We start from the raw sequence: 25271 nt of genomic DNA, 5'->3' as shown, positions 1-25271 counted from the left end.
GTTCACGCCCATGAATCGTCCCGCGCCACAGGATGTTCGTTCCATCGCCTGCATCGGCGGCGGCGTCATCGGCGCCGGCTGGGCCGCCGGTTTCGCGGCCAGGGGCTACGATGTCACCGTGCAGGACATCAATCCGGCCGCCAAGGCCCGGATGCGCCGCATCATCGATTCGGCCTGGCCGAGCCTCGAAGCCATGGGCCTCAGCGAGGGCGCCTCGAAGGATCGCGTGGCGTTCACGACCGACCTCGCCGCAGCCGTGGCCAATGCCGACTTCGTGCAGGAAAGCGGGCCCGAGCGGATCGACATCAAGCAGGAGATGTACGCCGCCATGGACGCGGCGATGCCCAACGATGTGGTGATCGCATCATCCACCTCGGGCCTGCTGATATCCGACATCCAGGCGAAGGCGGGCAATCCGGGCCGCATGGTGCTGGGCCACCCCTTCAATCCGCCCTACCTGATGCCGCTGGTCGAAGTCGTCGGCGGCAAGCAGACGGGTGCCTCAGCGGTCGACTGGGCCTGCGAGTTCTACACTGTCGCCGGAAAACACCCGCTCAGGATGGATCGCGAGGTGCCCGGTCACATCGCCGATCGTCTGCAGCAGGCAATGTGGAACGAGATCGTCTACATGGTCGATGCTTGCGAGGCGACGCCCGAACAGATCGACGAATCGATCGTCTACGGCTTCGGCCCGCGGCTGGCCGTGATGGGCTACTGCCTGCTGTTTCATCTGGCGGGCGGCGAAGGCGGCATGCGCCACTTCCTCAGGCATTTCGACCCCGCCGTCTCCGACGACTGGACCCGCCTGCCTTCGCCGCCGATCACCGACGAACTGATCGAGACGTTCGCCGCCGGGGCCGAACGCCTGCAGGGCAACCGCACCATCGAAGAGCTCAACGCACTGCGCGACAAGGCGCTCGTCGGCTTTCTGCAGCACTTCAATGCGGTGACCGGCGAGGGCGGAACCCGGCCATGACGGTCTTCATCCGACAGGCGGCCTTTCGTCGCCAGGTCGGAAAACCCGGCGCAATCGCGCATGAGTGCACCGCACATCGGGCGCAGCGCTTGACCGATGCACCTCCCGTGCCCTAACACTGGGCCGGGAGCGAACATGGATCGAACATGAGGAGACGAGAGAATGACTTGTACCGGAACACGGGGCACCGGAACACGGGATATGCGTGGCAGGATCCGCCACGGGATCGCGGGCGCAATCCTGGCAACGCTGATGCTGACCGGTCAGGCCGGGGCGCAGGTCGTCGGATGCGACTGGACAGACTGGGCGTTCTGGGACGGCGCGGACCTGCCGGACGTGGAACGTTGCATCGCCGCCGGTGCCGACATCCGCGCGCGGGACGAAGACGGATGGACACCGCTGCACGTGGCGGCGCGTGACGGCACAGCGGAGAGCGTGCAGGCCCTGATCGACGCCGGGGCTGACACCGAGGCGCGGACCGACAACGGAGCGACGCCGCTGCACGTGGCGGCGGGTCACGGCACGGCAGAGACCGTGAAGGCCCTGATCGACGCCGGGGCCGATATCGGGGCGCGGGCCGAAGGTGGTTTGACACCACAGAGGAGACCGTGAAGGCCCTGATCGACGCCGGTGCCGACATCCGCGCGCGGAACGAATTCGGCAAGCTCCCCGCCGATCTTGCCGAAGACAACGAAGCGGTGCGCAATCATCCCGTGTTCTGGGTGCTGAACGACGCGCGGTTCGACTGACCGGCGGGCGTCGGGATCGGGGTGCGAAACGAAGGCGGCACGCGTCCTGTCGATCTTGCCAGGCACAACGACGCCATTGCCGATCGTGCCGTGTTCGGGAAACCTGGAGCGTGAATCCGCTTCAGCTCTCAACAATGAGGAGACACCCATGGCTGCGAACACCAACCGTGCCCTGACCCTGAGGGAATACCCGGTCGGCGCGCCGGGGCCTGAGCACTTCGATCTGGTCGAGAGCCCGGCGGCAGAGCCCGGCGACGGCGAGGTGCTGGTCCGCTCGATCTATCTCACGGTCGATCCCTACATGCGCGGACGCCTGCGGCCCGGACCCAGCTATGCCGAGCCGCAGAAGATCGGCAAGGTCATGGTCGGCGAGGTCGCCGGTGAGGTCGTCGCCTCGAACGCCGACGGCGTCGCCGTCGGCGACTACGTTGCCGCCCATATCGGCTGGCAGACACACGGCATCGCCGATTGCCGCGACCTGCGCAAGCTCGATCCCGCAGCCGCACCGATCTCGACCGCGCTCGGCGTTCTCGGCATGCCGGGCCTGACCGCCTACTTCGGCATGCTCGAGGTCCTGACGCCGCGCGCCGGCGACACGCTGGTCGTGAATGCCGCGTCGGGTGCGGTTGGCAGCGTGGTCGGCCAGATCGGCAAGATCGCGGGCTGTCGCGTCGTCGGCGTCGCGGGCTCGGACGAGAAGTGCGACTTCATCATCAGGGAGCTCGGCTTCGATGCCGCCATCAACCACCGCACCACAACGGATATGTCGGCCGCCATGCGCGAGACCTGTCCCGACGGCATCGACTGCTACTTCGACAATGTCGGCGGCCCGATCAGCGACGCCGCCTTCGAGAACATGGCGATGTGGGCGCGGGTCGGCATCTGCGGCCAGATCGCGCAGTATAACGACACCGAACAGGCCATGGGCCCGCGCAACCTGCGCCACGTCCTGGTCAAGCGTGCCACGATGCGTGGCCTGCTCGTGTTCGACTGGCAGGCCCGCTACCACGAAGGCCTCGCGCGTCTGACCCGTTGGGTTCAGGATGGCCGCATCAAGTACCGCGAGGACATCGTGGAGGGCCTGGAAAACGCCCCTGCCGCCTTCGCTGGCCTGATGGAAGGCAAGAACTTCGGCAAACAGCTCGTCAGGATCGGAGACGATCCGACGCGATAGGAGCGCACCGATGAAGATCACCGCCGGGCGGCGCTGTCTCCCGGGCATCCGTTACACCCCTGGGGGCAATGTGCAGGGCATGACGTGCGCCTTCGGCGGGATCGAGATGGCGATGTGGGACGCTCGGGTGGCATCCAGCGCACCCGGCCAGACGCTGTTCCGCTGGTATGCCGACGACGTCTGCAACGAAGGCACGCCCGTACCGAAGAACGGCAGGGTCCCGGTACCGATGGGGCCGTCCGACGCTGCCACCAGCGCTACCTCGAGGAAGGTGCCTTCCCCATGAGCGACAGCGGTCCGCGCGACTTCAGGATGCACTTCAGGCGGATTTAGAAGGTCTCGGGCCGCACCGACGCTTCATTGACGTCCGGGTGGCCAGGGATGTCGGCGACGCTGTTGAAGAGACGGGCATCCCGGCCCGCCTCGCGAGCGGTCTCAACCATGGTCTCCGTATCGTCGAGGACAATCAACGGACCCGTACCCGGACACGCTCCGTCTGCCGGCCCCACGCCGCCGCATCGTGCGCAGCCGCCTCGACGATCCAGCTGCGGAAGGAGGCGATCGCGGGTTCCCCGGCCCGGTCGCGGCGGTAGACCAGGAACATCCGGGTGCCGGTCGGCAGGGTGATGTCAAAGGGTTCGACCAGGGCGCCTGAGCGCAGGTCCTCGTTCACCAGCGACCGGGTGGCAAGCACCGCTCCCCTGCTGTCCCGTGCCGCACGAATGGCATGGCTGTGGGCCGTGAAGTGCAGGCCCCGCGTGCCATCGACAGCCGTCGCGCCGGCTTCCTTGAGCAATTTCGGCCAGTCCGGCCAATCCCCCTGCCCGACCGGCCAGTCGAGATGGATCAGCAGATGGTGCTGCAGGTCGTCGGGTTCGCGCAACGGGTGGTCCCCGTCCAGCAGCGACGGCGGACACACCACGATGACCTCCTCGTCGCCGAAGAGCTGTTCGGCGACCAGACCGGGATAACGGCCGCCACCCCAGCGGACGCCGATGTCGATGGGGTCGCGTTCGAAGTCGACCAGACGGTCGGATGCGTCGATCAGGATATCGAGGTCGGGGCAGACGGTGCGGAATGCCGACAATCGTGGCACCAGCCAGCTTCCGCCGAAGGTCGGTTCGGTGGTGACACGCAGGATCGGGTTCATACGGCTTTCGCGAATACGGCGCACACCCTCCGCCAGAAAATCGAAACCGCGGCGCAGTTCATTCAGCCCAGACCGCGCATCGGGCGTCGGGACGAGGCATCGGTTCTCGCGATCAAACAAGCGAATGCCGAGGTCATTCTCCAGCGCCTTGACCTGGTGGCTGACCGCGGCCGGCGTGACATGAAGCTCCTCGGCAGCACGCGTCAGGCTCATGTGACGCGCCGCAGCTTCAAATGCGCGTAGCGCTCCAAGCGAGGGAAGACGTTCCGACATTTTCAGTTTTCCTAAAAACAGGTGCGCAGACTTCTCGTTTGAGAAATCGGGCGTCCGGGCTCACATTTCAGGCACGCAAGCGGGCAGAACGAAAGATCGAACGCTGTCGCAGACAAGAGGGAGTTGAGCAATGTTTGACGCCATATGCAAGAACCTCACGACCCGCCAGAGCCTTCGCCGGATCGCCCGGCTCGACCGCCACCTCAAGCACGACATCGGTCTGGGCCACATCGCCGACCCCGACCGCCACGAACCCCTGCTCATGCCGACCCGCGGTCCGTTCGAACGCGACACCGCCTGACATGGCTGTCGCGGAGCAGGTGGCGACGCGGTTCTGGCGGCGCATCGACAAGGTCTGGACGGCGAGCGGGACGATCCTGCTCGCGGTTCTGGCGTTCAATGCCGATCAGTTCCGCGACTCCCTTCTCTTCCTGTTCGAGAGCTGGATCCGGGTGCTGCCGTTCGTCGCCGTCTCAAGCATGATGGCGGCATCGATCGCCGCCACCGCGCTCGATCGTCCGCTCGGCGAGACCCTGCGCCGGCGGACCGTGCATGCAGTCCTCCTCGCCGGTGTCTTCGGCGCGCTCTCGCCTTTCTGTTCGGTCAGCGTCGTGCCGCTGGTCGCGGGCCTGCTCGGCGCTGGCGTCCCCCTGGCACCCGTCATGGCCTTCTGGGTCGGCTCACCGCTGATCGATCCCGAGATGTTCGTGCTGACGGTCGGCATCGTCGACCTGCCGTTCGCTCTGGTTCGCGCGCTGACCGCGATCCTCTCCGGTCTGCTGGCCGGGTTTCTCACCCTGGCACTGATCCGCTTTTCCTGGGTTCGCTCGCCCCTGCGCGCCGACGTCCCGTTCGACAACCCGGGCACAATCTACGGCACCGGGTGCGGCACCGATAACGAGCGCCCCGTCATGCTGCGCTTCTGGCGCGACCCGGAACGACGCACACGCTTCGCGATCCAGGCGCGTTCGATCGCCTTCTTCATGATCAGGTGGCTCACCCTCGCCTTCGTGATCGAGAGCCTGCTGCTGGCCTGGGTTCCGCCCGGGCAGGCCGCAGCCCTGCTCGGCAGCGGCGCGTGGTGGACCGTGCCTCTGGCAGCCTTCGTCGGCATACCCACTTACCTCAACGGCTATGCCGCGGTTCCGGTGATCGCCGGTCTGCTGGAACTCGGCATGGAGCCGGGTGCCGCGATCGCCTTCATGATCGGCGGCGAGGTGACATCGATTCCCACGGCCATGGCTGTCTTCGTGGTGGTCCGGCGCAAGGTGTTCGCGCTCTACCTCACACTCGGCCTGGGCAGCGCAATCCTGATGGGCTGGCTGACCCGGCTCCTCCTGGCGACGAGCTAGAGCGTCTTCACGCACCCGCTCCAGACGTGTCGGCAGCGCCCTGGCCCGCCTTGGCCCGCCCTGGCGACGACGCGGTTGTGTCCGATGTCGCCCGCCGGCGACGGAACGGAATGCCGGACCCGCCGGTCACCCCTATCGAACCGACGCCCGCCGGTCAGTCATACCGCGCTTCGTTCAGCACCCAGAACACGGGATGATTGCGCACCGCTTCGTTGTCTTCGGCGAGATCGGCGGCGAGAATGCCGCCTTCGCCCCGCGCGCGGATGTCGGCACCGGCGGCGATCAGGGCCTCCACGGTCTCTGGTGTGCCCTCACCCGCCGCAAAGTGCAGCGGTGTCGCTCCGAGTCCGCCCCACGCTTCGATATCGGCACCGGCGGCGATCAGGGCCTCCACGCTCTCCGCTGTGCCGAGACCCGCCGCCAGGTGCAGCGGTGTGAATCCGCCTTCGTCCCGCGCGCCGATGTCGGCACCGGCGGCGACCAGGGCCTGCACGGTCTCCGCTGTGCCGTCAAACGCCGCCACGTGCAGCGGTGTCAGTCCGAGTTCGGTCCGCGCTCCGATGTCGGCACCGGCGGCGATCAGGGCCTGCACGCTCTCCGCTGTACCGCGCGCCGCCGCCACGTGCAGCGGTGTCGCTCCGCTTTCGGACCGCGCTTCGATATCGGCACCGGCGGCGATGCAGCGTTCCACGGTCGGCAGGTCCGCGCCGCCCCAGAACGCCGGTTCCGTCCAGTCGCATCCGACGACCTGCGCCCCGGCCTGACCGGTCAGCATCAGCGTTGCCAGGATTGCGCCCGCGATCCCGTGGCGGGTCCTGTCACGCAGGCCTGTGGTCTTGCTGCTCGTCATTCTTTCGTCTCCATTCTCTCGTCTCCGCAATCATGTTAATCCAAAGGGCATGTTGATCCAAAGGGTTCGGTGGCTTGACGTTCACGCACCCCTGAACAGCCCGAACGTCAGGATCCGATGTCGATCCGTGTTCGATCCATGTTCTCTTCCGGCGCAATGTAGGGCACGGGAGGTGCATCGGTCAAGCGCTGCGCCCGATGTACGGTGCACCCATGGGCGGTTGCGCCTGAGCTTCCGGCCTGGCGACGAAAGGCCGCCATGCCGGCCGAAGCAGGGCAGACCATGGACGACGGCCAGGTCAGCCAGACCCTGACCGACGCGAGGCTCAAGCGCGACGAACATCCCGTTCATGCCTTCATGCCTTCGCGGAGCTTGACGGTCGTGCGCATCGTCGATGCCGCGTTTACGCTGGGCGTTGCATGGGGCCGGACATCGATCGGGGCAACGTCGCCCTCGGATCGCAGGCGCTCCCGCAGTGCCGCGGGAGCGAGCCGTTCCGCACGCATCAGGCGGGAACGTCATCGAAGCTCTCGTAGACGCCCTTCCCTTCGTTGTACGCCTTGCGGCCCTTCAGATACGCGAAGCCGAGGCCGTAGAGATGGAGATGCATGTTCAGTTCGCCGGGCTCGATGTGAATCGAGTGGTAGTCGTTGGGCATCAGGCAGACACCCGACCCTTTCCTTACCTCGACCTCGCGGGCGACCCTGGGCGGTGCCACGCCGATCGGTCCCCCGTCGCCCTCATAGATACGGTTGAGCTCGAGGCCCCGGATTCCGGTCACCACCGCCCAGGTCGTGTGGTTATGGGCCGGCGTGGCAACCTGTCTGTCGGCGACCTCCAGGTAGAGTTCGAAGCGTCCGTCGTCATCGACCGACAACACCTCGAACAGCTCCCCGTTGTTGCCTTCCGGGATCGGAAACTCCTCGACGGGAAAGAGCTCGGTACGGCTCGACAGACCGATCATGACCTCACGGATGTTCTCCAGCGATTTGCGCGTCACGCCCTGCCCGGCTTCGATCGTGCGGACCCTCGCGAGGGCCTCCTCGATGGCGGCGATACGTTCTGCACGTTCTGCTGTAACGGACATGGCGGACATGGCGGGCTCTCCTTCGTTGTTCACCAGTGGCCGCGGGCGTCGATCGGCCAGATATCAACGAGCCTATCGCCGCGCACCACATGGTAGCAATCGTGGAGCGCGAGGGCTTCGAGGCGAAGTGAGCGACACGGACGCCACTGGCGTCACCCGCACACGGGGCGGCCAGGGCGCGGGCCGATCACGCTCAGGCCGTGGGGTCCTTAGGCACATGGGGAACGGCTCGCCGTATCCCGTATCCCAGCAGGATGGCCAGCACACCGCCGCCAAACCCGTACATGCCGACGGCCTGCCATGAACGGTCGGTCTCGGTGACCTCGTCGTGGATGTCCTGATAGGTCACGACGGTGCCCTCATGAAGTGGGTCGTGCTCGACCAGGCCCCAGACGTCGTAGGCCCCGTCCAGCCCCGGTTTGCCGTCAATCTCGACAAGAATGTCGACCTGGCGATTGATGCCCAGACGGTCCCGCACCTCGACGTATTGCGGATAGCGGGAGACGTAGCGATAACGTTTGTCGTGGTCGCGATAGATGAAATAGACGATGTCGGTCCCGTCGAAATCCTTCTCCAGGCGGATGCCGCGAAGGAACCCCTCGTACCATTCCAGCTGATCCTCGCTCGGCACATTCGGAATATGCGCGAAGCAGAGCGCCGCCCCGAACACGGCGGAGACCCCGCCCAGAACGTACAGCCAACCGGCAAACACACGCATCGAACGATCTCCCGGAAAGCTGTCGCAACTTCCTACTTGCGAGCAGCCTCAGGCGCTCAGGCCGGTCGATGGCGACCATTAATCCATCAGGATGCGGTGTAGCTGAGGGGCACCTGGAAATACAGACTGCCTACCTATAACTAAGGAATCGAGCCATAACCTGCATCAAGCCGGGAAAGCCGGAGCTGAGGAACACATAGATATACAGACTGCCTACAAGGACTGCACAGAACAGAGAAAGAAGGCCGAAGTGCTCCAAGATGGCGTCCTTGAGATGCTTCCCAGCGCGCCATGCGACGACGGAGAAGAGAAGCCACAGCACGGTCAGCATCATGAAGCTGTTGATAGCGACGAAACTGTGGAAGTAGTTCAAGTTCTCCATGGTGGTTACTCATGTTGTGTGTAGGCTATATATCATGTCACCTTATCCCGCCTCAGGGGTCGGGCGGCACAAAAAAGAACTCGAGATGGCCCAGACCGGGCGTCAGGGCGCCCCACCCGGCCTCGCTGAAGGTCAGCATCGCAAGCGCCGATGTCGGATACCTGGACTTGAGTCGATCCATGGCATCGCCATTCGACGTCATGGCAAGCGTGCTCGCTGTCTGCTGCAGCGTGGGATCGTGCCCGACGACCATGATCCTTTCGATGTCATCGCCGAGCCTGCGCAGCATCGCGATGAGACGATCGGCGTCCATGCCGTAAATCCCGGGGAGATGGCGCACCCTGGGATCGCCCAAAGCGGGCAGCACGATGGCGAGGGTCTCTTTCGTCCGTACAGCCGTTGAACACAGAACGAGATCACATCCGAGACCGCGGTCTTCGAGCCACGCCCTGAGCTTCCCGGCGCGCCGCTGTCCCTTCTTCTGAAGTGGCCGGTCGTGGTCCTGCAGTTCGGGATCGGCCCAGCTCGACTTGGCGTGGCGAAGCAGATAGAGCGTCGTCGGCACGGTCGCCTCCTTCCGGACGAAAATCGCCGACATCCAAATCCGGGCAATTTTATGCTATGATTGCGCTATCAATGGCGAGGCCAGACATTATCACACGGAAGTTGTGACAGGGAGTTCCGAATGGTCGACGATGACCTTCGCAACAACGATGACGCCGTTTCCAATACGAGCGCGGAGAATTCACCGGCGGCGGCCGCCGCAACCGTGGAAACGCCCCTGCCGCTCGGACGATACATCAATCGGGAACTGAGCTGGCTCGCCTTCAACACGCGGGTCCTGGAAGAGGCGCGCAACCCGCGCCATTCCCTGCTGGAACGCCTGCGCTTCCTGTCGATCTCGGCGAACAATCACGACGAGTTCCAGATGGTACGTGTAGCCGGCCTGAAGGCCCAGGTCGAAGCCGGGGTCACAACGCCGAGCATCGACGGCCTCACACCCCTGCAGCAGCTGGAAGAGATCAAGCGCCAGTCCGATCAGCTGATTGCCGGCCAGTACGACACCTGGCGCGGCCTGCGCGAACAGCTTGATGCCGAGCACATCGTTCTCGTCGAGGAGCATGAGCTCACCGACGCCGAGCAGACATGGCTCGCCGACCGGTTCGACATGGAGATTCTGCCGCTTCTGACGCCCATGGCGATCGACCCGGCGCATCCCTTTCCGTTCATCCCGAACTTCGGCTTCGGCCTGGTCCTGAAGTTCCATCGCGCCAGGCAGGACGAACCGGTCTACGCCATCATTCGTCTGCCGCAGCAGACCGATCGGTTCATCCGCATGCCCGGCAACATTCATCGTTTCCTACCGCTTGAGCAGGCGGTGCGCATGCATCTGAAGCGGCTCTTCCCGGGCTTCCGCCTGCTCGGCCTCGGTTACTTCCGCGTCGTCCGCGACAGCGAGATCGAGATCGACGAGGAGTCGGAAGACCTCGTCCGCCATTTCGAGTCCGCGCTCAAGCGCCGCCGCCGCGGCAGTGTGATCGATCTCGTGGTCGACCGGGAAATGCCCGACGAGCTGCGCCGCCTGCTGATGGATCGCCTGCTGATCGATCCCGATGACGTCACCGAGGTCACGGGCGAGCTGGGTCTCGCCGATCTCAGCCAACTCATCGTGGGTGACCGACCCGACCTGCTGTTCGAACCCTATGCCGCACGTTTCCCGGAACGCATCCGGGACTTCGGCGGCAACTGCTTCGATGCCATCCGGGCCAAGGACATCATCGTTCATCATCCCTATGAGAGCTTCGATGTCGTCGTGCAGTTCGTGCAGCAGGCCGCACGGGACCCCGCCGTCGTCGCGATCAAGCAGACGCTCTACCGGACCAGCGAGGGCTCACCGATCGTCAAGGCGCTGATTGAGGCGGCCGAGGCCGGCAAATCGGTCACGGCCGTGGTCGAGCTCAAGGCCCGTTTCGACGAGGAAGCGAACATCCGCTGGGCCCGCGATCTGGAGCGTGCCGGCGCGCAGATCGTCTATGGCTTCGTCGATCTCAAGACGCACTCCAAAATGTCACTCGTTGTGCGCCGCGAGAGCGGACGCCTGACGAGCTACGTCCACTACGGCACCGGCAACTACCATCCGATCACGGCCAAGATTTATACCGATCTTTCGCTCTTCACGGCCGATCCGGCGCTGTGTCGCGACGCCAACCGGATTTTCAACTACCTCACCGGCTACATCCGCCCGCGCAACTTCGAGGCCGTGGTGGTGGCACCGCTGAGCATGCGCGACGAACTGACCGCGCTGATTCGTTGCGAGGCCGACAATGCGTGCAACGGCAAACCGGCGGGTATCTGGTGCAAGATGAACTCGCTCGTCGATCCCGATCTGATCGACCTGCTCTATGAGGCCTCCCAGGCCGGCGTGCCGATTGAGCTCGTAATCCGCGGCATCTGCTGCCTGCGTCCGGGCGTGCCGGGTCTGTCGGAGACGATCAGGGTCAAGAGTATCGTCGGCCGTTTCCTCGAACACTCGCGCATCTTCTGTTTTGCCGACGGGCAGTCCCTGCCCTCGCCCAGGGCCAAGGTCTTCGTCTCGTCGGCGGACTGGATGCCGCGCAATATCGACCGCAGGGTCGAGACCATGGTGCCGATCAACAACGCCACGGTGCACCGCCAGGTGCTCGATCAGATCATGATCGCCAACCTGCGCGATGTCGCGCACTCCTGGATGCTCGATGCGGAGGGCAGCTACACCCGGCTGACAAGCGACGAGAGCGCCTTCAGCGCCCACCGATTCTTCATGATCAACCCGAGCCTGTCGGGCCGGGGCAGCGCGCTGCAGAAGCAGATTCGGCGCGGCAACGTGGCGGCCAACAGCCAGGGATGAGTTCGCGCTTCACGCCAGAGCTGGTCGGGACATCGGGCCACAGGCTCGGCATCGTCGACATCGGCTCGAACTCGATCCGCCTGGTGGTCTACGACCGTTTGAGTCGTGCGCCGCTGCCCATCGTCAACCGCAAGGCCGTGATCGGCCTGGGCACCGATGTCGAACGCTCGGGCCGGTTCAGCGACTCGCTCTTCTGGCAGGCCGTGGACGCCGTCGATGCCCTGGTCCGGACGGCCCATGACGTGCCCGTGGCCGACCTTGCCCTGCTCGCCACCGCAGGCGTGCGCAGCGCCGGGAACGGCGATGACTTCTGCCGCACCGTCGAAGCGAAGACCGGATCGATCGTCACGGTCCTGAGCGGTGACGAGGAGGCACGCCTGTCCGCACTGGGCGTGGTGTCGGCTGTGCCCGATGTCACAGGCGTGATCGGCGATCTGGGCGGCGGCAGCCTGGAACTGGTCGCCCTCAGGAACGGCACCATCATCGGACAGTCCTCGCTCGACATCGGTCCGCTGCGCCTGATCGAACGGACAGGTGGCGAACTCGGTGACGCCACCCGCGTGATCGACAAGGCCCTCGCGAAGGTTGATTGGCTGCGCGACTGGATCGGCCTGCCGTTTTATGCGGTCGGTGGTGCCTGGCGTGCCGTCGCCCGGCTTCACATGGCACAGCAGGACTATCCGCTGCAGGTCGTGCATGGCTATCGCATGGCTCGTCGCGAGGCGCGCGACTTCGCCGGAATGCTCGAACACCTCGGCAGCGAGACCATCGCCCGCATCCGCACGGTGTCGGCGAAACGTGCCGAGACGCTGCCGTGGGGTGCGATCGCGCTGGAACGGGTCCTCACCGTGCTCAAGCCCAACGAGTTGGTGTTCTCGGCGCACGGCCTTCGCGAGGGCCATCATTTCCGCATGCTGGATCGCGCGATCCAGTTGGAAGATCCTCTGCTGTCCGCCTGCCGCGAACTGGCCGGCCAGCATCGCCGCTTCTCCGACCCCTCCGGCGCCCTTGAAGCCTGGCTCATGCCGCTTGCCTCCCAATTCGTGGAGGTCGACACACGTCTCGTTCGGGCGGCCTGCATCCTGGCTGACATCGGCTGGAACGAGCACCCGGAGTACCGCGCCGAACAGGCGCTCAGCCGCATTCTGCGCATGCCCTGGTCCGTTCTGGACCACGAACAGCGCGCCCTTCTGGCACTCACCGTGTTCGTTCGTTACGGCGGTTCGGCCGGCTCCGGCGAAGCCGCCGGATGTCGAAGCCTGCTCGACGAGGACGGGATCGGAGAGGCCAAGGCACTGGGCAAGGCCCTCCGGCTGGCCCTTGAGATCTGCGCCGGTCGTGGCCACGTGCTCGACAAGACGCCTTTGGAACGCTCGGACGACAGTCTGTTGCTCGCGATCGGCCCCGACGCGGTGATCGCGTCCTTCGACAGGATCGAACGCTACGCCGCCTCGCTCGGCCGTGCGCTCGATATGCCGGTCAACGTCGAACAAAGGCTGGCAACACTCGCGCCCAAAAAAGCCGCCAGCTGAAGGGCCTTCTTTCCTGATCTGAATCGAACACGGGGATTCCCATTCGTTCCACCAGATGATTCTCTACCCGCAGGGGCTTCGGGAGGCAGATATGGGGCGTTGCTACGGATTGAACCTTCGCCGCCGGGTCGGAATACCTTTGCCGTCGAGTACGTCAAAAAGCACTCCAAACACCTTTGCTCCCATGGCTGGCAGACAGTCGACACCAACCATCGGGACGTTGTGATTGACCGACAGATGGTGCATCGCGTTGACGTCACCTTCAGTACGGGGCGGGATGGACCATGAGGACCCGGCCGCTCGCGCGACCCTCAGGCAGCAAATTCCAGCAGCAACTGGTCGACCGCGACCGAGTCGCCCCTGGCCGTGTGCACCTTGCCGATCTCACCCGAACGCTCGGCGCGCAGGATGTTCTCCATCTTCATGGCATCGACGATGGCGAGAGCCTGTCCGGCCTCCACCCTGTCGCCTTCGTTGACCAGCACATCGACGATCATGCCGGGCATGGGCGAGAGCACCATTGAGGTGGTGTCGACCGGCTCCTTCTCCGGCATCCGCGCCAGCAGCGTCTCTGCCTTCTCGGACATGATGACGACGCTGTCGCTGACCCCGGCGTGGACCAGATGCCAATGCGTACCGTGGCGTTCGATCTGAACAGTCGCCGGCTCGCTGTCGACCGTGCCCTCGAACAGGGTCTGCCCGGGCCGCCATGCACCACGCACAGCAACGGGGCCGGAATCGACCGTCATATCGAGTCCACCGGTCACCAGTCGGGCCGAGGCGTGGACATGATCATCCGAGAACCGGGCCATCCAGCGATCGGGTACGGCGACAGGGCCATCCAAGGTGCCGGAAATGCCACGATCACGGGCCAGCACCGTGAGATGGGCCAGCAGGCCGACGCCCGCCATCACCTTCTTTTGGCGTTCGCCGAAATCGGCACCGGAGAATCCGTCAGGCCAGGTTTCATCGACAAATGCGGTGGTCAGAGCGCCACTCTGGAAGCGCGCGTCGCGCATGATCGCGCCGAGAAAGTCGATGTTGTGACGCACACCACGAACCTGGAAGCCGTTGAGTGCCTCCTGCATCGCCACAACCACGGCCGCGCGATCAGGGCCATGCACCACCAGCTTCGCAATCATGGGATCGTAGAACATGGTGACCTCGGAGCCCTCCTCGACCCCGCTGTCGATCCGCACCGTCGCGCTCTCCTCTGGCGTCCGGTAACGGCTCAGCCGCCCGATCGACGGCAGGAAACCGCGATAGGGATCCTCGGCATAGATCCGGGCCTCCATGGCCCAGCCGTCAATGCCGACGTCGTCCTGGGTGAAGGCAAGCGTCTCGCCCGCCGCGACACGGATCATCTGTTCGACCAGATCGAGACCGGTGATCATCTCCGTCACCGGATGCTCGACCTGCAATCTTGTATTCATTTCGAGGAAATAGAAGTTCTTGTCCTGATCAGACACAAACTCCACGGTACCTGCGGAACGGTAGTCCACGGCACGCGCCAGGGCGCAGGCCTGCTCACCCATGATGCGCCGGGTCTCGGCATCCAGAAGCGGGCTCGGCGCCTCCTCAACGACCTTCTGGTGGCGGCGCTGGATCGAACATTCGCGCTCGTTGAGCCAGATGACATTGCCGTGGCCGTCGGCCATGAGCTGAATTTCGATATGACGGGGATTCTCGATGAACTTCTCGAGGAAGACCCGGCCGTCGCCGAACGACGTCTCAGCCTCCGAACGGGCCGCGCGGAAGCCCTCACGCGCCTCGTCGTCGCCGTCAACGACACGCATGCCCTTGCCGCCACCGCCCGCGGCGGCCTTGACCATGACGGGATAACCGATCTGCTGGGCGATCTTCACGGCCTCGTCGGGATCGTCGATCTCCGCCATGACACCGGGAATGACGTTGACCCCGGCCTCCCGGGCGATCTTCTTGGACTCGATCTTGTCGCCCATGGCGGCCACGGCACCGACCGGTGGGCCGATAAAAACAGCGCCCGCGTCCTCGACCGCCTTCACGAACTGCGCGTTCTCCGACAGGAAACCAAAGCCCGGATGCACCGCCTCGGCGCCGGTTTCCCTGATCGCCTGGGCGATCCTGTCGATCAGCAGGTAGCTCTGTCCGGGCGGCGGCGGCCCCAGATAGACCGCCTCGTCGGCCATACGGACATGCAGCGCACCGTCATCGGCCTCCGAATAGACCGCCACGGTGGCGATCCCCATCCTGCGGCAGGTCCTGATGACCCGGCAGGCGATCTCGCCGCGATTCGCAATGAGAATTTTTCTGAACATTTTGTCTGGTCCATTCTCAGAGCGGAATATTATCGTGCTTCTTCCACGGATTTTCGAGCTCCTTGCCCCGCAGCATCCTGAGCGCACCGCAGAGCCGACGGCGGGTGTTGTGGGGCATGATCACTTCGTCGATGAAGCCGCGCTGGGCGGCGACGAAGGGATTGGCGAAACGCTCCTGGTACTCCTGGGTCCGCGCCTCGATCTTCTCGTCGTCGCCGATGTCGGCCCGGAAGATGATCTCCACCGCGCCCTTCGAGCCCATGACCGCGATCTCCGAGGTCGGCCAGGCATAGTTCACGTCGCCGCGCAGGTGCTTGGACGCCATGACGACATAGGCACCGCCGTAGGCCTTGCGCGTGATGCAGGTGACCTTGGGCACGGTCGCCTCGGCATAGGCGTAAAGCAGCTTGGCACCGTGCTTGATGATGCCGTTGTACTCCTGGGCCGTACCCGGCAGGAAACCGGGTACGTCGACGAAGGTGACGATCGGGATGTTGAAGCAGTCGCAGAAACGCACGAAGCGCGCGGCCTTCCGCGCGGCGTCGATGTCGAGGCAGCCGGCCAGCACCATCGGCTGGTTGGCGACGATGCCGACGGTATGGCCCTCCATGCGAGCGAAGCCGACGATGATGTTGGCCGCGTGCGAAGGCTGGATCTCGAAGAAATGGCCCTCGTCGACCACCTTCAGGATCAGTTCCTTCATGTCGTAGGGCCTGTTCGGGTTCGCAGGCACCAGGTTGTCAAGCGACATCTCCGGCCGGTCGGTCGGATCCTCGGTCTCCAGCACGGCTGCCGTGTCGCGGTTCGACGACGGCAGGAAATCGACAAACCGGCGCACTTCGGCCAGGGCCTCGACATCGTGCTCGAAGGCCAGATCGGCGACACCCGACTTCGACGTGTGGGTCGTTGCACCGCCCAGTTCCTCTTGGGTCACGACCTCATGGGTCACGGTCTTCACGACGTCGGGGCCGGTGACAAACATGTAGGACGTGTCCTTCACCATGAAGATGAAGTCGGTCATGGCGGGCGAATAGACCGCACCGCCCGCACATGGGCCCATGATGACCGAGATCTGCGGTACGACGCCCGAGGCCAGCACGTTGCGCTGGAACACCTCTGCATAGCCCGCAAGCGAATCCACGCCCTCCTGAATGCGCGCGCCGCCGCTGTCGTTGAGGCCAATCACCGGCGCGCCGACCTGCATCGCGCGATCCATGATCTTGCAGATCTTGAGCGCATGGCTATCCGACAGCGAACCGCCGAACACCGTGAAATCCTGGCTGAACACGAACACGAGGCGGCCGTTCACGGTTCCCCAGCCGGTCACCACGCCGTCGCCGGGCACCTTCTGCTGCTCCATGCCGAACTCGGCGCAGCGGTGCTCCATGAACATGTCCCATTCCTCGAAGGACCCTTCATCGAGCAGGAGTTCTATCCGTTCCCGCGCGGTCAGCTTGCCTTTGGCATGCTGGTTGGCGATGCGTTTCTCGCCGCCACCCAGGCGCGCGAGCGAACGGCGCTCTTCAAGCTCGCCGATGACATCCTGCATGGGCGTCCCGTCCCTTTCACTTGCTTGCCGTGGCTCCGGTTCTATCCGCAGTCCAGCGCGCCAGCAAGCAACCCCTCAACCCTCTGTGTGCAGAAGCGAAATGAAGCGCTCGACCGCCAGAATGCTGGCCTTTAGGCCGTCCAGACGTTCCCATGCGTCGCGATCGTCGCCCCAGACCTCCAGCGCATAGAGATCGTCGAGACAGCCCGCCTCGAACGCTGCCGCCCCATCGACATGGCGATCGAGGAAGGCCAGCGCGATGACCAGCGACCCCGTCGAGACGGTCAGGGTGTGGGCCGCCATCAGATGGAAGTCGTCGAGCCCCTCAAGGGCGCGTGCGAGCGCTGAAACCGCCGGTTCCGGCTGCTCGACATGCAGAATGCCGGAGGTCACCGCCAGCAGCGCATCGTGCCGCGCTGCGGCCCAGTCGACGAACGGCTGCCAGGCCTCCATCTGCCGTTGGGCCAGTTCAGCCGGGCTGTCGGTGCGGTAACAGATGAGATCGGAGCCGCCGTAGGCCGTGAGATCCTCCAGAATGGCCGCTCGTTCGGGGCCGACACGATCAATGGCCGTGGTTGCAAGACGCATCAACGGCATGATCTCGGGGTCGACGGTCTCGCCCTGCCCATCCCATTCGTTCGCAATGGCCGCGGCCAGACCGGCTGTCGGAACCATGAGAGTGGCGCGCCTGGGGGTCTTCACCGGCCGCCCGTCGAGCGTGACGCCATGGCCTCCCGTGAGCACCTCGGTGCCGCTGGTCCTGTAGAAGCGCTTCATGGCCCGACCATGCGTCCGAGCACCTCGGGGATCAGGTCGTGCAAATGCAGCGAATCCGTTGCAATGGCCTGCGCACCGGCGTCGCTGGGCGTCTGATCGGGATGGCAACCCCAAGCCACGCCGAGAGTTGCGAACCCCGCTGCGCGGACCATTTCGATGTCGAACACCATGTCCTCGAACACGACGGTCACCTCGGGCTCCGCGCCGACCGCGCCCATCGCCTGGAACACCATCCCCTCATGGAGCGGCTCACGCTCGCATGGTCAGGCTCCCGGCGCAGGGCGAAGAAGCAACGTTTGTGGTCTTCCTCAACCGCCGCGATCATCATGGCATTGAGGTCCGGTGCCAGCATGGTCACAACCTCATCGAGTCTCACCCCTGCGACGCCCCGGACAGATGCGCGCGACGGCACCGGCAGCCCCTGCAGCTGAAAGGCCCGGTCCATGGCTGTCGTGCTGACATGCTGGCTGTCAGCCAACGTGCCGTCACAGTCGAAGACAACGAGGTGAACGCCGTTCATTTGTCATTTTCCAGCGCAAACCCGAAGAAATCCCAGCTCTTGCGCAGGTCGGCGGGCAACGGCGCCGTGGCGTGCAGCACACCGCCGGAGGGATGGGGAATGCAGATCGAACGGGCATGCAGATGAACCCGACGCGCCACCGCCTGTCGGTCGAAAAACGCCTGTCGGCCGCCGTACTTGCCGTCTCCCAGGATCGGATGGCCGATGGCCGCGCAATGCGCGCGCAACTGATGCGTGCGACCGGTCAGCGGCTTCAGTTCCAGCCAAGCGGCCTTGCCGCCCGCATGATCGAGGGTCCGCATCCGGGTTGCCGCACGCTGTCCCTCTTCCATATCGACCTGGACCCGCTCGCCCCCGGCCCGCCCTTTCTTGAGCAACGGCAGCAGGATGCAGCCCCCAGCGGGGTCCGGGGCGCCGGCAACAAGTGCCCAGTAGGTCTTTTCGGCGTCCCTGCCCTTGAAACTCTTATGCAGCGCGCGCGCCGCCTGCGCTGTGCGGGCCAGCAGCAGGACACCGCTGGTGTCGCGGTCGAGGCGATGCACCAGGCGCGGCCGTTCTTCGACGCCAAAGCGCAGGCCGTCGAGCATGGCATCGAGATGGCGTTCGGTCGCCGTGCCGCCCTGCACTGCAAGACCTGCGGGTTTGTCGAGGACCAGGACGTGGTCGTCGCTGTGAATCACACATTGGGCGAGATCGTCGAGGTCACGCTCGCTCGGCGTCCAGCCCCGGCGCGGCTCCGCGGCCTGCTCATCGGCATCGGGCAGCGGCGGCAGCCGCACGGTTTGCCCGGCGCCGAGCCGATCGCCGGCCTTGCAGCGTTTGCCGTCGAGTCGTATCTGGCCGGTCCGCAGCAGCTTCGAGAGCCTGCCGTGCCCGACATGCGGAAATTTACCGTGAAACCAGCGATCCAGCCGCATCTCGGCATCGGCCGCCTTGACCGTCAGATGCTGCACGCCGCTCATGTGAGCACCAGACGCATCAACCGCAGCCCGGCAAGGAGCGCCAGAACCGAAAGCGCAACCGACGAGACGATGTAGATCGCCGCCAGCATGAGATTGCCCCGATCCAACTGCAAGATCACGTCCAGCGAAAAGGTCGAGAACGTCGTGAAGGCTCCGAGGAAACCCACCACCAGCAGCGCCCGAACCTCCTGCGAGACGGACCAGGACAGCGCCAGCGTCTCTGTCAGCGCCCCAAGGATGAAGGATCCCAGCACATTCACCACAAGCGTGCCGAACGGAAAACCGTGGCCCATGAGAGCCGTTACGCCGACCACCGCAAGGTAACGGGCTATGGTCCCGATCGCGCCGCCGGCTGCGACGAAGAGCAGCATCTTCAGCATGTTCACTCCGTGTCGCGTTGCCGCTTGTTGCGCAGCTTCTGCCAGTATTCGAGGCGCTTGCCGATCTCGCGCTCGAATCCGCGCTCGACGGGCTCGTAGTAGCGCTCGCGCGCCATGCCGGCGGGGAAGTAGTTCTGGCCCGAGAAGGCGTCGGGTGCGTCGTGATCGTAGTCGTAGCCTGCACCGTAGCCCATGTCCTTCATCATGCGCGTGGGCGCGTTGAGGATGATCCTGGGCGGGGTCAGGCTGCCGCTTTCCCTGGCGCTTCGCGTGGCCGCTTTGAAGGCCTTGTAAGCAGCATTCGATTTGGGTGCCGTGGCGCAATAGACAACGGCCTGGGCAATGGCCAATTCGCCTTCGGGCGATCCGAGGAAGTCATAGGTATCCTTGGCCGCAATCGCCTGCCTCAGGGCCTCTGGATCGGCCATGCCGATATCCTCGATCGCCATGCGCACGACCCGGCGCGCGACATAGAGCGGATCCTCGCCTGCATCCAACATCCTGGCGAGCCAGTAGAGCGAGGCATCGGGATCAGACCCCCGCACGGACTTGTGGAGCGCACTGATGAGGTTGTAGTGCCCCTCCTCCGCCTTGTCGTAGACCGGCACGCGGCGTTGCACGACCTCGGCAAGCTGCTCCCGGTTCAGCGGCTCCAGCGCATCGAGGACCAGAAGCTCCTCGGCGATGTTGAGCAGAAACCGGCCGTCGCCGTCCGCCATGTTGGCCAGCGCCGCGCGGGCATCATCCTCCAGCGGCAGGGTGCGTCCCTGCAGCGCCTCGGCCCGCCGCAAGAGCTCACCCAGCGCCTCCTCGGAGAGCCGGTTGAGCACCATGACCTGACAACGCGAGGTCAGCGCCGAATTGACCTCGAAGGAGGGGTTTTCGGTCGTGGCGCCGACCAGAATGACCGTGCCGTCCTCGACAAAGGGCAGCAGCGCATCCTGCTGGGCCTTGTTGAAGCGGTGGATCTCATCCACGAACAGCAGTGTGCCGAGCCCGTCCTTGCGCCGCGCCTGAGCCCTTTCGAAGACCTTGCGCAGATCCGCCACGCCGGCGAAGACCGCCGAGATCGGCTCGAACACGAGGTCGGTCCTGTCGGCCAGCAGACGCGCGACCGTGGTCTTGCCCGTGCCCGGCGGGCCCCAAAGGATCATCGACGCCAGCCTGCCCTGCCCGACCATCCGTCCGATCGGACCGGCTGCCGCCAGCAGATGGTCCTGGCCCACGACCTCTTCCAGCCGCGCGGGCCGCAGCCGGTCGGCCAACGGCCGCAGCGCCTGGGATTCGAACAGCGTGTTCATCCAACCGGTGTCATCCCGGCCAAGCGCCGAAGTCGCGCCCAGCCGGGACCCATGCCTGAACAATGCGATCTGTAACCATGTTGACGCCTGGTAACCTGCATCACCACCATCGGCGATGCCCTACTACGTCTATATCATGGCGAGCCAGAAGCGCGGGACGATCTATGTCGCATGACCAACGCTTACGGCTCGTATTCCTTCGATGCCTGTTTGTATTGCACCCAGTCACCCGGCGGCGGCTGAGGCGACCCCCATGGAACAGTCGGTCGACGCCGTGCTGCGGAACATCGTCGATGGGCTCGTAAGGCCCGAACGCGACTATGGCGTCGACGCCACGGCGACCGCCCCTCGACGCGGCAGCAAGAGCTCGGTGCCCGCCCTCTGATCTCGCGCTGTTGCAGCCCGGAGAGCGAGGCGCTATAAGCCCGCGTTCTGAAGTCGGGTCGATCACCGCCTGCGCTCCCGAACGCAGCCAAACGATGCGATAGATCGCTTGAAGATTTTTTCGCATCTCGCTGATTTGACGCGACAATCGGAGTGTAGCTCAGCCTGGTAGAGCACTGTCTTCGGGAGGCAGGGGCCGGAGGTTCGAATCCTCCCACTCCGACCATTCTTGATCCTTGGACATCGTTCCGAAACGCATCTCACTCGCCGCCACCCGTTCGTCACCGGGCATGGCGGTTTACCCACGTGGCGATTGTCTCAATGTCTGTCACTCGAAGAGCCTGCAACCGCGGCCTTGCGAGGCGTTGCAACCGGTGAGCACGCGGGCTATCGACACGATGCAATTGTGCGCGTGAGGCTCCAGACATGGTCAACGATCCGCTTGCCGCTCTGCCCAAGGTCGCCTGGGGCAAGGGCATCCACATCTACGACCAGGACGGGAAGCGCTACATCGACGCTTCGGGTGGCCCCGCGACGTTCTGCATCGGCCACGGCAACGAAGAGGTGAACCAGGCGATCAAGGATCAGCTCGATAAGATCGCGTTCGGTTACCGCAACCATTTCCGCAGCGATGCGGCGGAAGAGTTGGCCGAGATCATTCGCAAGAAGGCGGGCGGCACGCTTCAGCATGTGATCTTCACGACCGGCGGTTCGGAGTCGGTCGAAGGCTGCCTCAAGCTCGCCCTGCAATACCACGCCGCGCGCGGCGAGATGTCGCGCCGCCGCTTCATCAGCCGTCAGCGTTCCTGGCACGGCAACACGCTCGGCGCACTGTCGGTCTCCGGCTTCCAGGCTCGGCAGGAGCCCTACTACGGTTCGCTGCTCGACGTCAGCCTCCTCTCGCCCGTCAACACCTACCGCCCGCCCGAAGGCGTAGCGCCCGAGAATGTTGCGGAGTACTGCGCGAACGAGCTGGAGGAAGAAATCATCAAGCAGGGCGCCGAGAATGTGGCCGCGTTCATCTTCGAGCCGCTGGTCGGTGCCGCTGGCGGTGCCGTGCCCGCGCCCGAGGGCTACGCCCAGCGTATCCGTGAGATCTGCGACCGCCACGGCGTCCTGATGATCGCCGATGAGGTGATGTGCGGCGTCGGTCGTTGCGGCACCTGGCGCGCGCTGGAACACGACGGCGTCGAACCCGATCTCATGCCGGTCGCCAAGGGCCTGGGTGGCGGCTACCAGCCTCTCGGCGCCTGCGTCTACTCCAGGAAGGTCGCCGAGCCGATCTACGGTGTGCACGGCATGCCCATCACGGGCCACACCTTCACGGCCCACACCGTATCCTGCGCAGCCGGCGTTGCCGTCCAGACGATCATCGAGCGCAACAACCTGCTGCAGAACGTTACCGAGACCGGTGCCTACCTGCGCACCCGGCTGCAGGCGGCCCTGGGCCAGCACACCCATGTCGGCAACATCCGCGGCCGCGGGTTCTTCCAGGGCATCGAGCTGGTCGAAGACCGTGACAGCAAGGAACCCTTCGCTCCGGACGCCCGCATGTTCCATCGCGTGATGAAGACCGGTTTCGACAACGGCCTGATCGTCTACCCGACCGGCGGCAACGTCGACGGTGTGAAGGGCGATCAGATCATTGTCTCCCCGCCCTACAACGCGACCCGCGACGAGGTCGACGAAATCGTCGATCTGCTCGCCACCACCATCGATCAAGCCATCGCTTCCTGGACGCCATGACCCGCACGTCCGTCAAGAAGACACGCAAGTCCAAGAGAACTGCCGTGCTGAGAAGGGTTCTGATCGGCCTTGTTGTGATTGCTGTCACCGGCGGTGCCATCGAGTTGGCGTCGGCACAGTCGCAGTGGCGCTACGAGTGGCCCGACACCGATTTCGAGAATACCTCGATCGATCTTGATGAGATCCTCTCCGGCGGCCCGCCGAAGGATGGTATTCCCTCGATCGACGATCCGATCTTCGTGCCGGTCTCGGAAATGGATGACCTGCCGGGCATCGAGCCGATTATAAGTGTCAAGGTCGGCGGCGAAGCACGCGCCTATCCCCTGCGCATCCTGCTGTGGCACGAGATCGTCAACGACACGGTCGCCGGCATCCCGCTGACGATCACCTTCTGTCCGCTCTGCAACACCGGCATCGTGTTCGAACGCACGATCGACGGTGTGGTCTACGACTTCGGGACGACCGGCAAGCTGCGGAACTCCGATCTCGTCATGTACGACCGGCAGACGGAGAGTTGGTGGCAGCAGTTCACAGGCCGTGCCATCGTCGGCGACATGAACGGCGCCAGGCTGGTCGCCTACCCGTCCCGACTGGAGTCCTTCGACCGCTTCAAGGAGCGTCATCCCGACGGCATGGTCCAGATCCCGAATAACGAACGGGCCCGCCAGTACGGTACCAACCCCTATATCGGTTACGACAGGCGTGATGCCCCTTACGGCTTCTTCGAGGGCGACCTGCCGACAGAGGTGCCACCGTTGTCCCGTGTCGTCCGCGTCGACGACCGGGCCTGGTCATTGCTTCTGCTGCAGTCGGAGGGCCGGATCGAAGACGGCAATCTCGTGATCACCTGGAAACCCGGTCAGGCATCGGCGCTCGACGATCACGACATCGCGCTGAGCGTCGACATCGGCAATGTCGTCGTGCAGAGGATGACCGATCACGGGCTGGTCGACGAGGTCTACACGGTCGACTTCGCCTTTGCGTTCAAGGCGTTTTATCCGGAGAGCGACATATTGACCGCCGCCGATCAGTGAAGTTCGGGCTCAGCCTCCAGGAACAGCGTGAGCACGCCGGTGTAGGCATAGAGCCGGTCGAACGAGATTTCGCCGTTGCCAAAGAAACCCACGATCGGGATGTCGCCCAAGACCTCTTGGACGATCTTCATCTCGTTGCCCTCGTCGCCAAACAGGTTGGGACCGCGCGCAAGGCAGCTGAAGTAGAGCCCGCCGCAAGGCTTGAGCGCACGCGCCTTCATATCGTGCAGCATGCGTCGCAGGTCGGTCTCGGCAGCCTCGCGATCGCGCCGGCAGAACATCAGCGCATCGCCTTCCTGAACGTGATCGCCGATCACGATCGAACGGGCCTCGGGATCAAGCTCGAGCAGGTTGCGAACCAGATAATCGCCCATGTCCGAGCCTGTCACGGGGAGCGCGACATGAAGCGCGCCCGACAACGAACGCAGATCCGTGACGCCCGCTTCGGCCAGCACCTCGACAAAGACGTCCATCGCCGGCCGGTCATCGAGCCCGAGCACGACGTTGTCCTTCGCATCGGTGACCTGATGGTAACCGCCGAGCGGCGAACAGCCCTGGGTCAGACCGGCGGCGACCCGCGCATCGGTCACGAGCAGACCCGAAAGGCTGTTGTCGGCCGGATGCCCTGCGATGGTGCCGAAGGCTCCGCGCGACGACGTCAGTCCGCCGACCAGAAAGCCGTCGGTGTCACGCGCCAGCCGGGGAATGTCGCTCACCAGTTCTTCACGCCGGGGATCACCATGCACGATGCCGAACGCGCCACCGGGACCGGCACCGAGTTCGCTGTAGGCCGTGATCGCCTCGTCGACCGAGGTGAAGGTGTTGATACCCGAACCCGGAAGGTTACAGGTCATCGCAACGATCCCGGGCCTATCGAAATACTCGACGCAGGTGGCGCAAATCCCGATGCCGATCGTGCCGCACCAATGGAGCGTTCCCGTCGCCGCCGAAAGGAACGACGTGATGTCACCCAGATGGTTCGCGAAATGGTCCGTGACATAAACGAAACCAACATCGTCCTCGTCACGGTCGCCAAGCTGCTCCGCCACCCGGCGGGCCGCCTTCTGCCATGTCGTGTCGGTGGCATGGCCCATGACGAAACGCGAGCCGGAAACAAGCGACGAATGATCCATGTCCGCACCATAGAACGCCTTGGGACGCGGTCAACACTGGCCGCCGCAGTGGTAGACT

General features: G+C 64.7%; 26 protein-coding genes and 1 tRNA gene. 12 read left to right on the top strand and 15 right to left on the bottom strand.

Annotated elements, in window-relative coordinates:
• Positions 1-10: 10 nt before the first annotated feature.
• The 5 genes from GDA49_05285 (at position 11) to GDA49_05265 (ending at position 3185) form a co-directional block, all read left to right on the top strand.
• Positions 11-976, top strand: coding sequence for an L-carnitine dehydrogenase (locus tag GDA49_05285; protein ID MBC6439819.1), 966 nt, complete (start codon positions 11-13; stop codon positions 974-976).
• Between the two features lie 162 nt (positions 977-1138).
• Positions 1139-1588 (top strand): ankyrin repeat domain-containing protein, encoded by a 450-nt coding sequence (locus tag GDA49_05280; protein MBC6439818.1) that lies wholly within the window; start codon positions 1139-1141, stop codon positions 1586-1588.
• A complete protein-coding gene (locus GDA49_05275; protein MBC6439817.1) occupies positions 1585-1725 on the top strand; it encodes a hypothetical protein in 141 nt (46 codons plus the stop codon). Before GDA49_05280 ends, GDA49_05275 begins: the two co-directional genes overlap by 4 nt.
• A gap of 148 nt (positions 1726-1873) precedes the next feature.
• Positions 1874-2899: an NADP-dependent oxidoreductase gene (locus GDA49_05270; protein MBC6439816.1), complete on the top strand. Its 1026-nt coding sequence runs from the start codon at positions 1874-1876 to the stop codon at positions 2897-2899.
• A 10-nt stretch (positions 2900-2909) separates the two neighbouring features.
• Positions 2910-3185, top strand: a complete 276-nt coding sequence (locus tag GDA49_05265; protein MBC6439815.1) for a hypothetical protein — start codon at positions 2910-2912, stop codon at positions 3183-3185.
• Positions 3186-3365: 180 nt separating this feature from the next.
• Here GDA49_05265 and gcvA read toward each other — a convergent pair whose 3' ends face one another.
• The gene (gene gcvA / locus GDA49_05260) at positions 3366-4322 is read right to left on the bottom strand and encodes a transcriptional regulator GcvA (GenBank protein ID MBC6439814.1); all 957 of its coding nucleotides are present in this window, start codon (positions 4320-4322) and stop codon (positions 3366-3368) included.
• Between the two features lie 130 nt (positions 4323-4452).
• On the opposite strand from gcvA, the gene GDA49_05255 reads away from it, so the two are divergent.
• Positions 4453-4623 carry a hypothetical protein gene (locus tag GDA49_05255; protein ID MBC6439813.1) on the top strand — a complete coding sequence of 57 codons (171 nt, stop codon included), beginning with the start codon at positions 4453-4455 and terminating at the stop codon, positions 4621-4623.
• Position 4624: 1 nt separating this feature from the next.
• Positions 4625-5674, top strand: coding sequence for a permease (locus GDA49_05250; GenBank protein MBC6439812.1), 1050 nt, complete (start codon positions 4625-4627; stop codon positions 5672-5674).
• 154 nt (positions 5675-5828) lie between these two features.
• On the opposite strand, the gene GDA49_05245 is transcribed toward GDA49_05250, so the two are convergent.
• From GDA49_05245 to GDA49_05225, 5 genes are all read right to left on the bottom strand, one after another.
• Positions 5829-6524: an ankyrin repeat domain-containing protein gene (locus tag GDA49_05245; GenBank protein ID MBC6439811.1), complete on the bottom strand. Its 696-nt coding sequence runs from the start codon at positions 6522-6524 to the stop codon at positions 5829-5831.
• A gap of 505 nt (positions 6525-7029) precedes the next feature.
• Positions 7030-7620: a cysteine dioxygenase gene (locus GDA49_05240; protein ID MBC6439810.1), complete on the bottom strand. Its 591-nt coding sequence runs from the start codon at positions 7618-7620 to the stop codon at positions 7030-7032.
• Between the two features lie 184 nt (positions 7621-7804).
• Entirely contained in the window at positions 7805-8329 is a 525-nt protein-coding gene (locus GDA49_05235; protein ID MBC6439809.1) for a hypothetical protein, read from the bottom strand.
• A 130-nt stretch (positions 8330-8459) separates the two neighbouring features.
• The gene (locus tag GDA49_05230) at positions 8460-8711 is read right to left on the bottom strand and encodes a hypothetical protein (GenBank protein ID MBC6439808.1); all 252 of its coding nucleotides are present in this window, start codon (positions 8709-8711) and stop codon (positions 8460-8462) included.
• 52 nt (positions 8712-8763) lie between these two features.
• The gene (locus GDA49_05225) at positions 8764-9309 is read right to left on the bottom strand and encodes a histidine phosphatase family protein (protein MBC6439807.1); all 546 of its coding nucleotides are present in this window, start codon (positions 9307-9309) and stop codon (positions 8764-8766) included.
• Positions 9310-9396: 87 nt separating this feature from the next.
• Here GDA49_05225 and GDA49_05220 point away from each other — a divergent pair, with 87 nt between their 5' ends.
• Together GDA49_05220 and GDA49_05215 are read left to right on the top strand one after the other, a co-directional pair.
• Positions 9397-11598 (top strand): RNA degradosome polyphosphate kinase, encoded by a 2202-nt coding sequence (locus GDA49_05220; GenBank protein MBC6439806.1) that lies wholly within the window; start codon positions 9397-9399, stop codon positions 11596-11598.
• On the top strand, positions 11595-13130 hold the full coding sequence (locus GDA49_05215; protein ID MBC6439805.1) for a Ppx/GppA family phosphatase: 1536 nt from the start codon (positions 11595-11597) through the stop codon (positions 13128-13130). Before GDA49_05220 ends, GDA49_05215 begins: the two co-directional genes overlap by 4 nt.
• A 311-nt stretch (positions 13131-13441) precedes the next feature.
• On the opposite strand, the gene GDA49_05210 is transcribed toward GDA49_05215, so the two are convergent.
• The 8 genes from GDA49_05210 to GDA49_05175 form a co-directional block, all read right to left on the bottom strand.
• The gene (locus GDA49_05210; protein ID MBC6439804.1) at positions 13442-15427 is read right to left on the bottom strand and encodes an acetyl/propionyl/methylcrotonyl-CoA carboxylase subunit alpha; all 1986 of its coding nucleotides are present in this window, start codon (positions 15425-15427) and stop codon (positions 13442-13444) included.
• Positions 15428-15443: 16 nt separating this feature from the next.
• Positions 15444-16976: an acyl-CoA carboxylase subunit beta gene (locus GDA49_05205; GenBank protein ID MBC6439803.1), complete on the bottom strand. Its 1533-nt coding sequence runs from the start codon at positions 16974-16976 to the stop codon at positions 15444-15446.
• A 75-nt stretch (positions 16977-17051) separates the two neighbouring features.
• Positions 17052-17753: an ATPase gene (locus GDA49_05200; protein MBC6439802.1), complete on the bottom strand. Its 702-nt coding sequence runs from the start codon at positions 17751-17753 to the stop codon at positions 17052-17054.
• Positions 17750-17971, bottom strand: coding sequence for a hypothetical protein (locus GDA49_05195; protein ID MBC6439801.1), 222 nt, complete (start codon positions 17969-17971; stop codon positions 17750-17752). Before GDA49_05195 ends, GDA49_05200 begins: the two co-directional genes overlap by 4 nt.
• Positions 17941-18273, bottom strand: coding sequence for an HAD hydrolase-like protein (locus GDA49_05190; protein ID MBC6439800.1), 333 nt, complete (start codon positions 18271-18273; stop codon positions 17941-17943). The genes GDA49_05195 and GDA49_05190 overlap by 31 nt, the downstream gene beginning before the upstream one ends.
• Positions 18270-19235 (bottom strand): RluA family pseudouridine synthase, encoded by a 966-nt coding sequence (locus GDA49_05185; GenBank protein ID MBC6439799.1) that lies wholly within the window; start codon positions 19233-19235, stop codon positions 18270-18272. Before GDA49_05185 ends, GDA49_05190 begins: the two co-directional genes overlap by 4 nt.
• Positions 19232-19615, bottom strand: a complete 384-nt coding sequence (gene crcB, locus GDA49_05180; protein MBC6439798.1) for a fluoride efflux transporter CrcB — start codon at positions 19613-19615, stop codon at positions 19232-19234. The genes GDA49_05185 and crcB overlap by 4 nt, the downstream gene beginning before the upstream one ends.
• Positions 19616-19617: 2 nt before the next feature.
• Positions 19618-20916, bottom strand: coding sequence for a replication-associated recombination protein A (locus tag GDA49_05175; GenBank protein MBC6439797.1), 1299 nt, complete (start codon positions 20914-20916; stop codon positions 19618-19620).
• A 533-nt stretch (positions 20917-21449) separates the two neighbouring features.
• On the opposite strand from GDA49_05175, the gene GDA49_05170 reads away from it, so the two are divergent.
• From GDA49_05170 to GDA49_05160, 3 genes are all read left to right on the top strand, one after another.
• Positions 21450-21526 (top strand) — tRNA-Pro (locus GDA49_05170).
• A 200-nt stretch (positions 21527-21726) separates the two neighbouring features.
• On the top strand, positions 21727-23046 hold the full coding sequence (locus GDA49_05165) for an aspartate aminotransferase family protein (GenBank protein ID MBC6439796.1): 1320 nt from the start codon (positions 21727-21729) through the stop codon (positions 23044-23046).
• Positions 23043-24080, top strand: coding sequence for a DUF3179 domain-containing protein (locus tag GDA49_05160; protein MBC6439795.1), 1038 nt, complete (start codon positions 23043-23045; stop codon positions 24078-24080). Before GDA49_05165 ends, GDA49_05160 begins: the two co-directional genes overlap by 4 nt.
• On the opposite strand, the gene GDA49_05155 is transcribed toward GDA49_05160, so the two are convergent.
• Positions 24074-25213: an FIST C-terminal domain-containing protein gene (locus GDA49_05155; protein ID MBC6439794.1), complete on the bottom strand. Its 1140-nt coding sequence runs from the start codon at positions 25211-25213 to the stop codon at positions 24074-24076. The genes GDA49_05160 and GDA49_05155 overlap by 7 nt on opposite strands.
• Between the last annotated feature and the right edge of the window lie 58 nt (positions 25214-25271).

Source organism: Rhodospirillales bacterium (genome assembly GCA_014323865.1).
Lineage (GTDB): Bacteria > Pseudomonadota > Alphaproteobacteria > SP197 > SP197 > SP197.
Note: the sequence above shows the minus strand (reverse complement) of the source record. Positions and strands in the feature narration are given on the sequence as shown.

Excerpts from the sequence above, each read along its gene's own strand:
- GDA49_05285 (MBC6439819.1), top strand. The coding sequence starts at position 11 with ATGAATCGTCCCGCGCCACAGGATGTTCGTTCCATCGCCTGCATCGGC.
- GDA49_05280 (MBC6439818.1), top strand. The coding sequence starts at position 1,139 with ATGACTTGTACCGGAACACGGGGCACCGGAACACGGGATATGCGTGGC.
- GDA49_05270 (MBC6439816.1), top strand. The coding sequence starts at position 1,874 with ATGGCTGCGAACACCAACCGTGCCCTGACCCTGAGGGAATACCCGGTC.
- GDA49_05265 (MBC6439815.1), top strand. The coding sequence starts at position 2,910 with ATGAAGATCACCGCCGGGCGGCGCTGTCTCCCGGGCATCCGTTACACC.
- gcvA (MBC6439814.1), bottom strand. The coding sequence starts at position 4,322 with ATGTCGGAACGTCTTCCCTCGCTTGGAGCGCTACGCGCATTTGAAGCT.
- GDA49_05255 (MBC6439813.1), top strand. The coding sequence starts at position 4,453 with ATGTTTGACGCCATATGCAAGAACCTCACGACCCGCCAGAGCCTTCGC.
- GDA49_05250 (MBC6439812.1), top strand. The coding sequence starts at position 4,625 with ATGGCTGTCGCGGAGCAGGTGGCGACGCGGTTCTGGCGGCGCATCGAC.
- GDA49_05245 (MBC6439811.1), bottom strand. The coding sequence starts at position 6,524 with ATGACGAGCAGCAAGACCACAGGCCTGCGTGACAGGACCCGCCACGGG.
- GDA49_05240 (MBC6439810.1), bottom strand. The coding sequence starts at position 7,620 with ATGTCCGCCATGTCCGTTACAGCAGAACGTGCAGAACGTATCGCCGCC.
- GDA49_05235 (MBC6439809.1), bottom strand. The coding sequence starts at position 8,329 with ATGCGTGTGTTTGCCGGTTGGCTGTACGTTCTGGGCGGGGTCTCCGCC.
- GDA49_05230 (MBC6439808.1), bottom strand. The coding sequence starts at position 8,711 with ATGGAGAACTTGAACTACTTCCACAGTTTCGTCGCTATCAACAGCTTC.
- GDA49_05225 (MBC6439807.1), bottom strand. The coding sequence starts at position 9,309 with ATGTCGGCGATTTTCGTCCGGAAGGAGGCGACCGTGCCGACGACGCTC.
- GDA49_05220 (MBC6439806.1), top strand. The coding sequence starts at position 9,397 with ATGGTCGACGATGACCTTCGCAACAACGATGACGCCGTTTCCAATACG.
- GDA49_05215 (MBC6439805.1), top strand. The coding sequence starts at position 11,595 with ATGAGTTCGCGCTTCACGCCAGAGCTGGTCGGGACATCGGGCCACAGG.
- GDA49_05210 (MBC6439804.1), bottom strand. The coding sequence starts at position 15,427 with ATGTTCAGAAAAATTCTCATTGCGAATCGCGGCGAGATCGCCTGCCGG.
- GDA49_05205 (MBC6439803.1), bottom strand. The coding sequence starts at position 16,976 with ATGCAGGATGTCATCGGCGAGCTTGAAGAGCGCCGTTCGCTCGCGCGC.
- GDA49_05200 (MBC6439802.1), bottom strand. The coding sequence starts at position 17,753 with ATGAAGCGCTTCTACAGGACCAGCGGCACCGAGGTGCTCACGGGAGGC.
- GDA49_05195 (MBC6439801.1), bottom strand. The coding sequence starts at position 17,971 with ATGGGCGCGGTCGGCGCGGAGCCCGAGGTGACCGTCGTGTTCGAGGAC.
- GDA49_05190 (MBC6439800.1), bottom strand. The coding sequence starts at position 18,273 with ATGAACGGCGTTCACCTCGTTGTCTTCGACTGTGACGGCACGTTGGCT.
- GDA49_05185 (MBC6439799.1), bottom strand. The coding sequence starts at position 19,235 with ATGAGCGGCGTGCAGCATCTGACGGTCAAGGCGGCCGATGCCGAGATG.
- crcB (MBC6439798.1), bottom strand. The coding sequence starts at position 19,615 with ATGCTGAAGATGCTGCTCTTCGTCGCAGCCGGCGGCGCGATCGGGACC.
- GDA49_05175 (MBC6439797.1), bottom strand. The coding sequence starts at position 20,916 with ATGAACACGCTGTTCGAATCCCAGGCGCTGCGGCCGTTGGCCGACCGG.
- GDA49_05165 (MBC6439796.1), top strand. The coding sequence starts at position 21,727 with ATGGTCAACGATCCGCTTGCCGCTCTGCCCAAGGTCGCCTGGGGCAAG.
- GDA49_05160 (MBC6439795.1), top strand. The coding sequence starts at position 23,043 with ATGACCCGCACGTCCGTCAAGAAGACACGCAAGTCCAAGAGAACTGCC.
- GDA49_05155 (MBC6439794.1), bottom strand. The coding sequence starts at position 25,213 with ATGGATCATTCGTCGCTTGTTTCCGGCTCGCGTTTCGTCATGGGCCAT.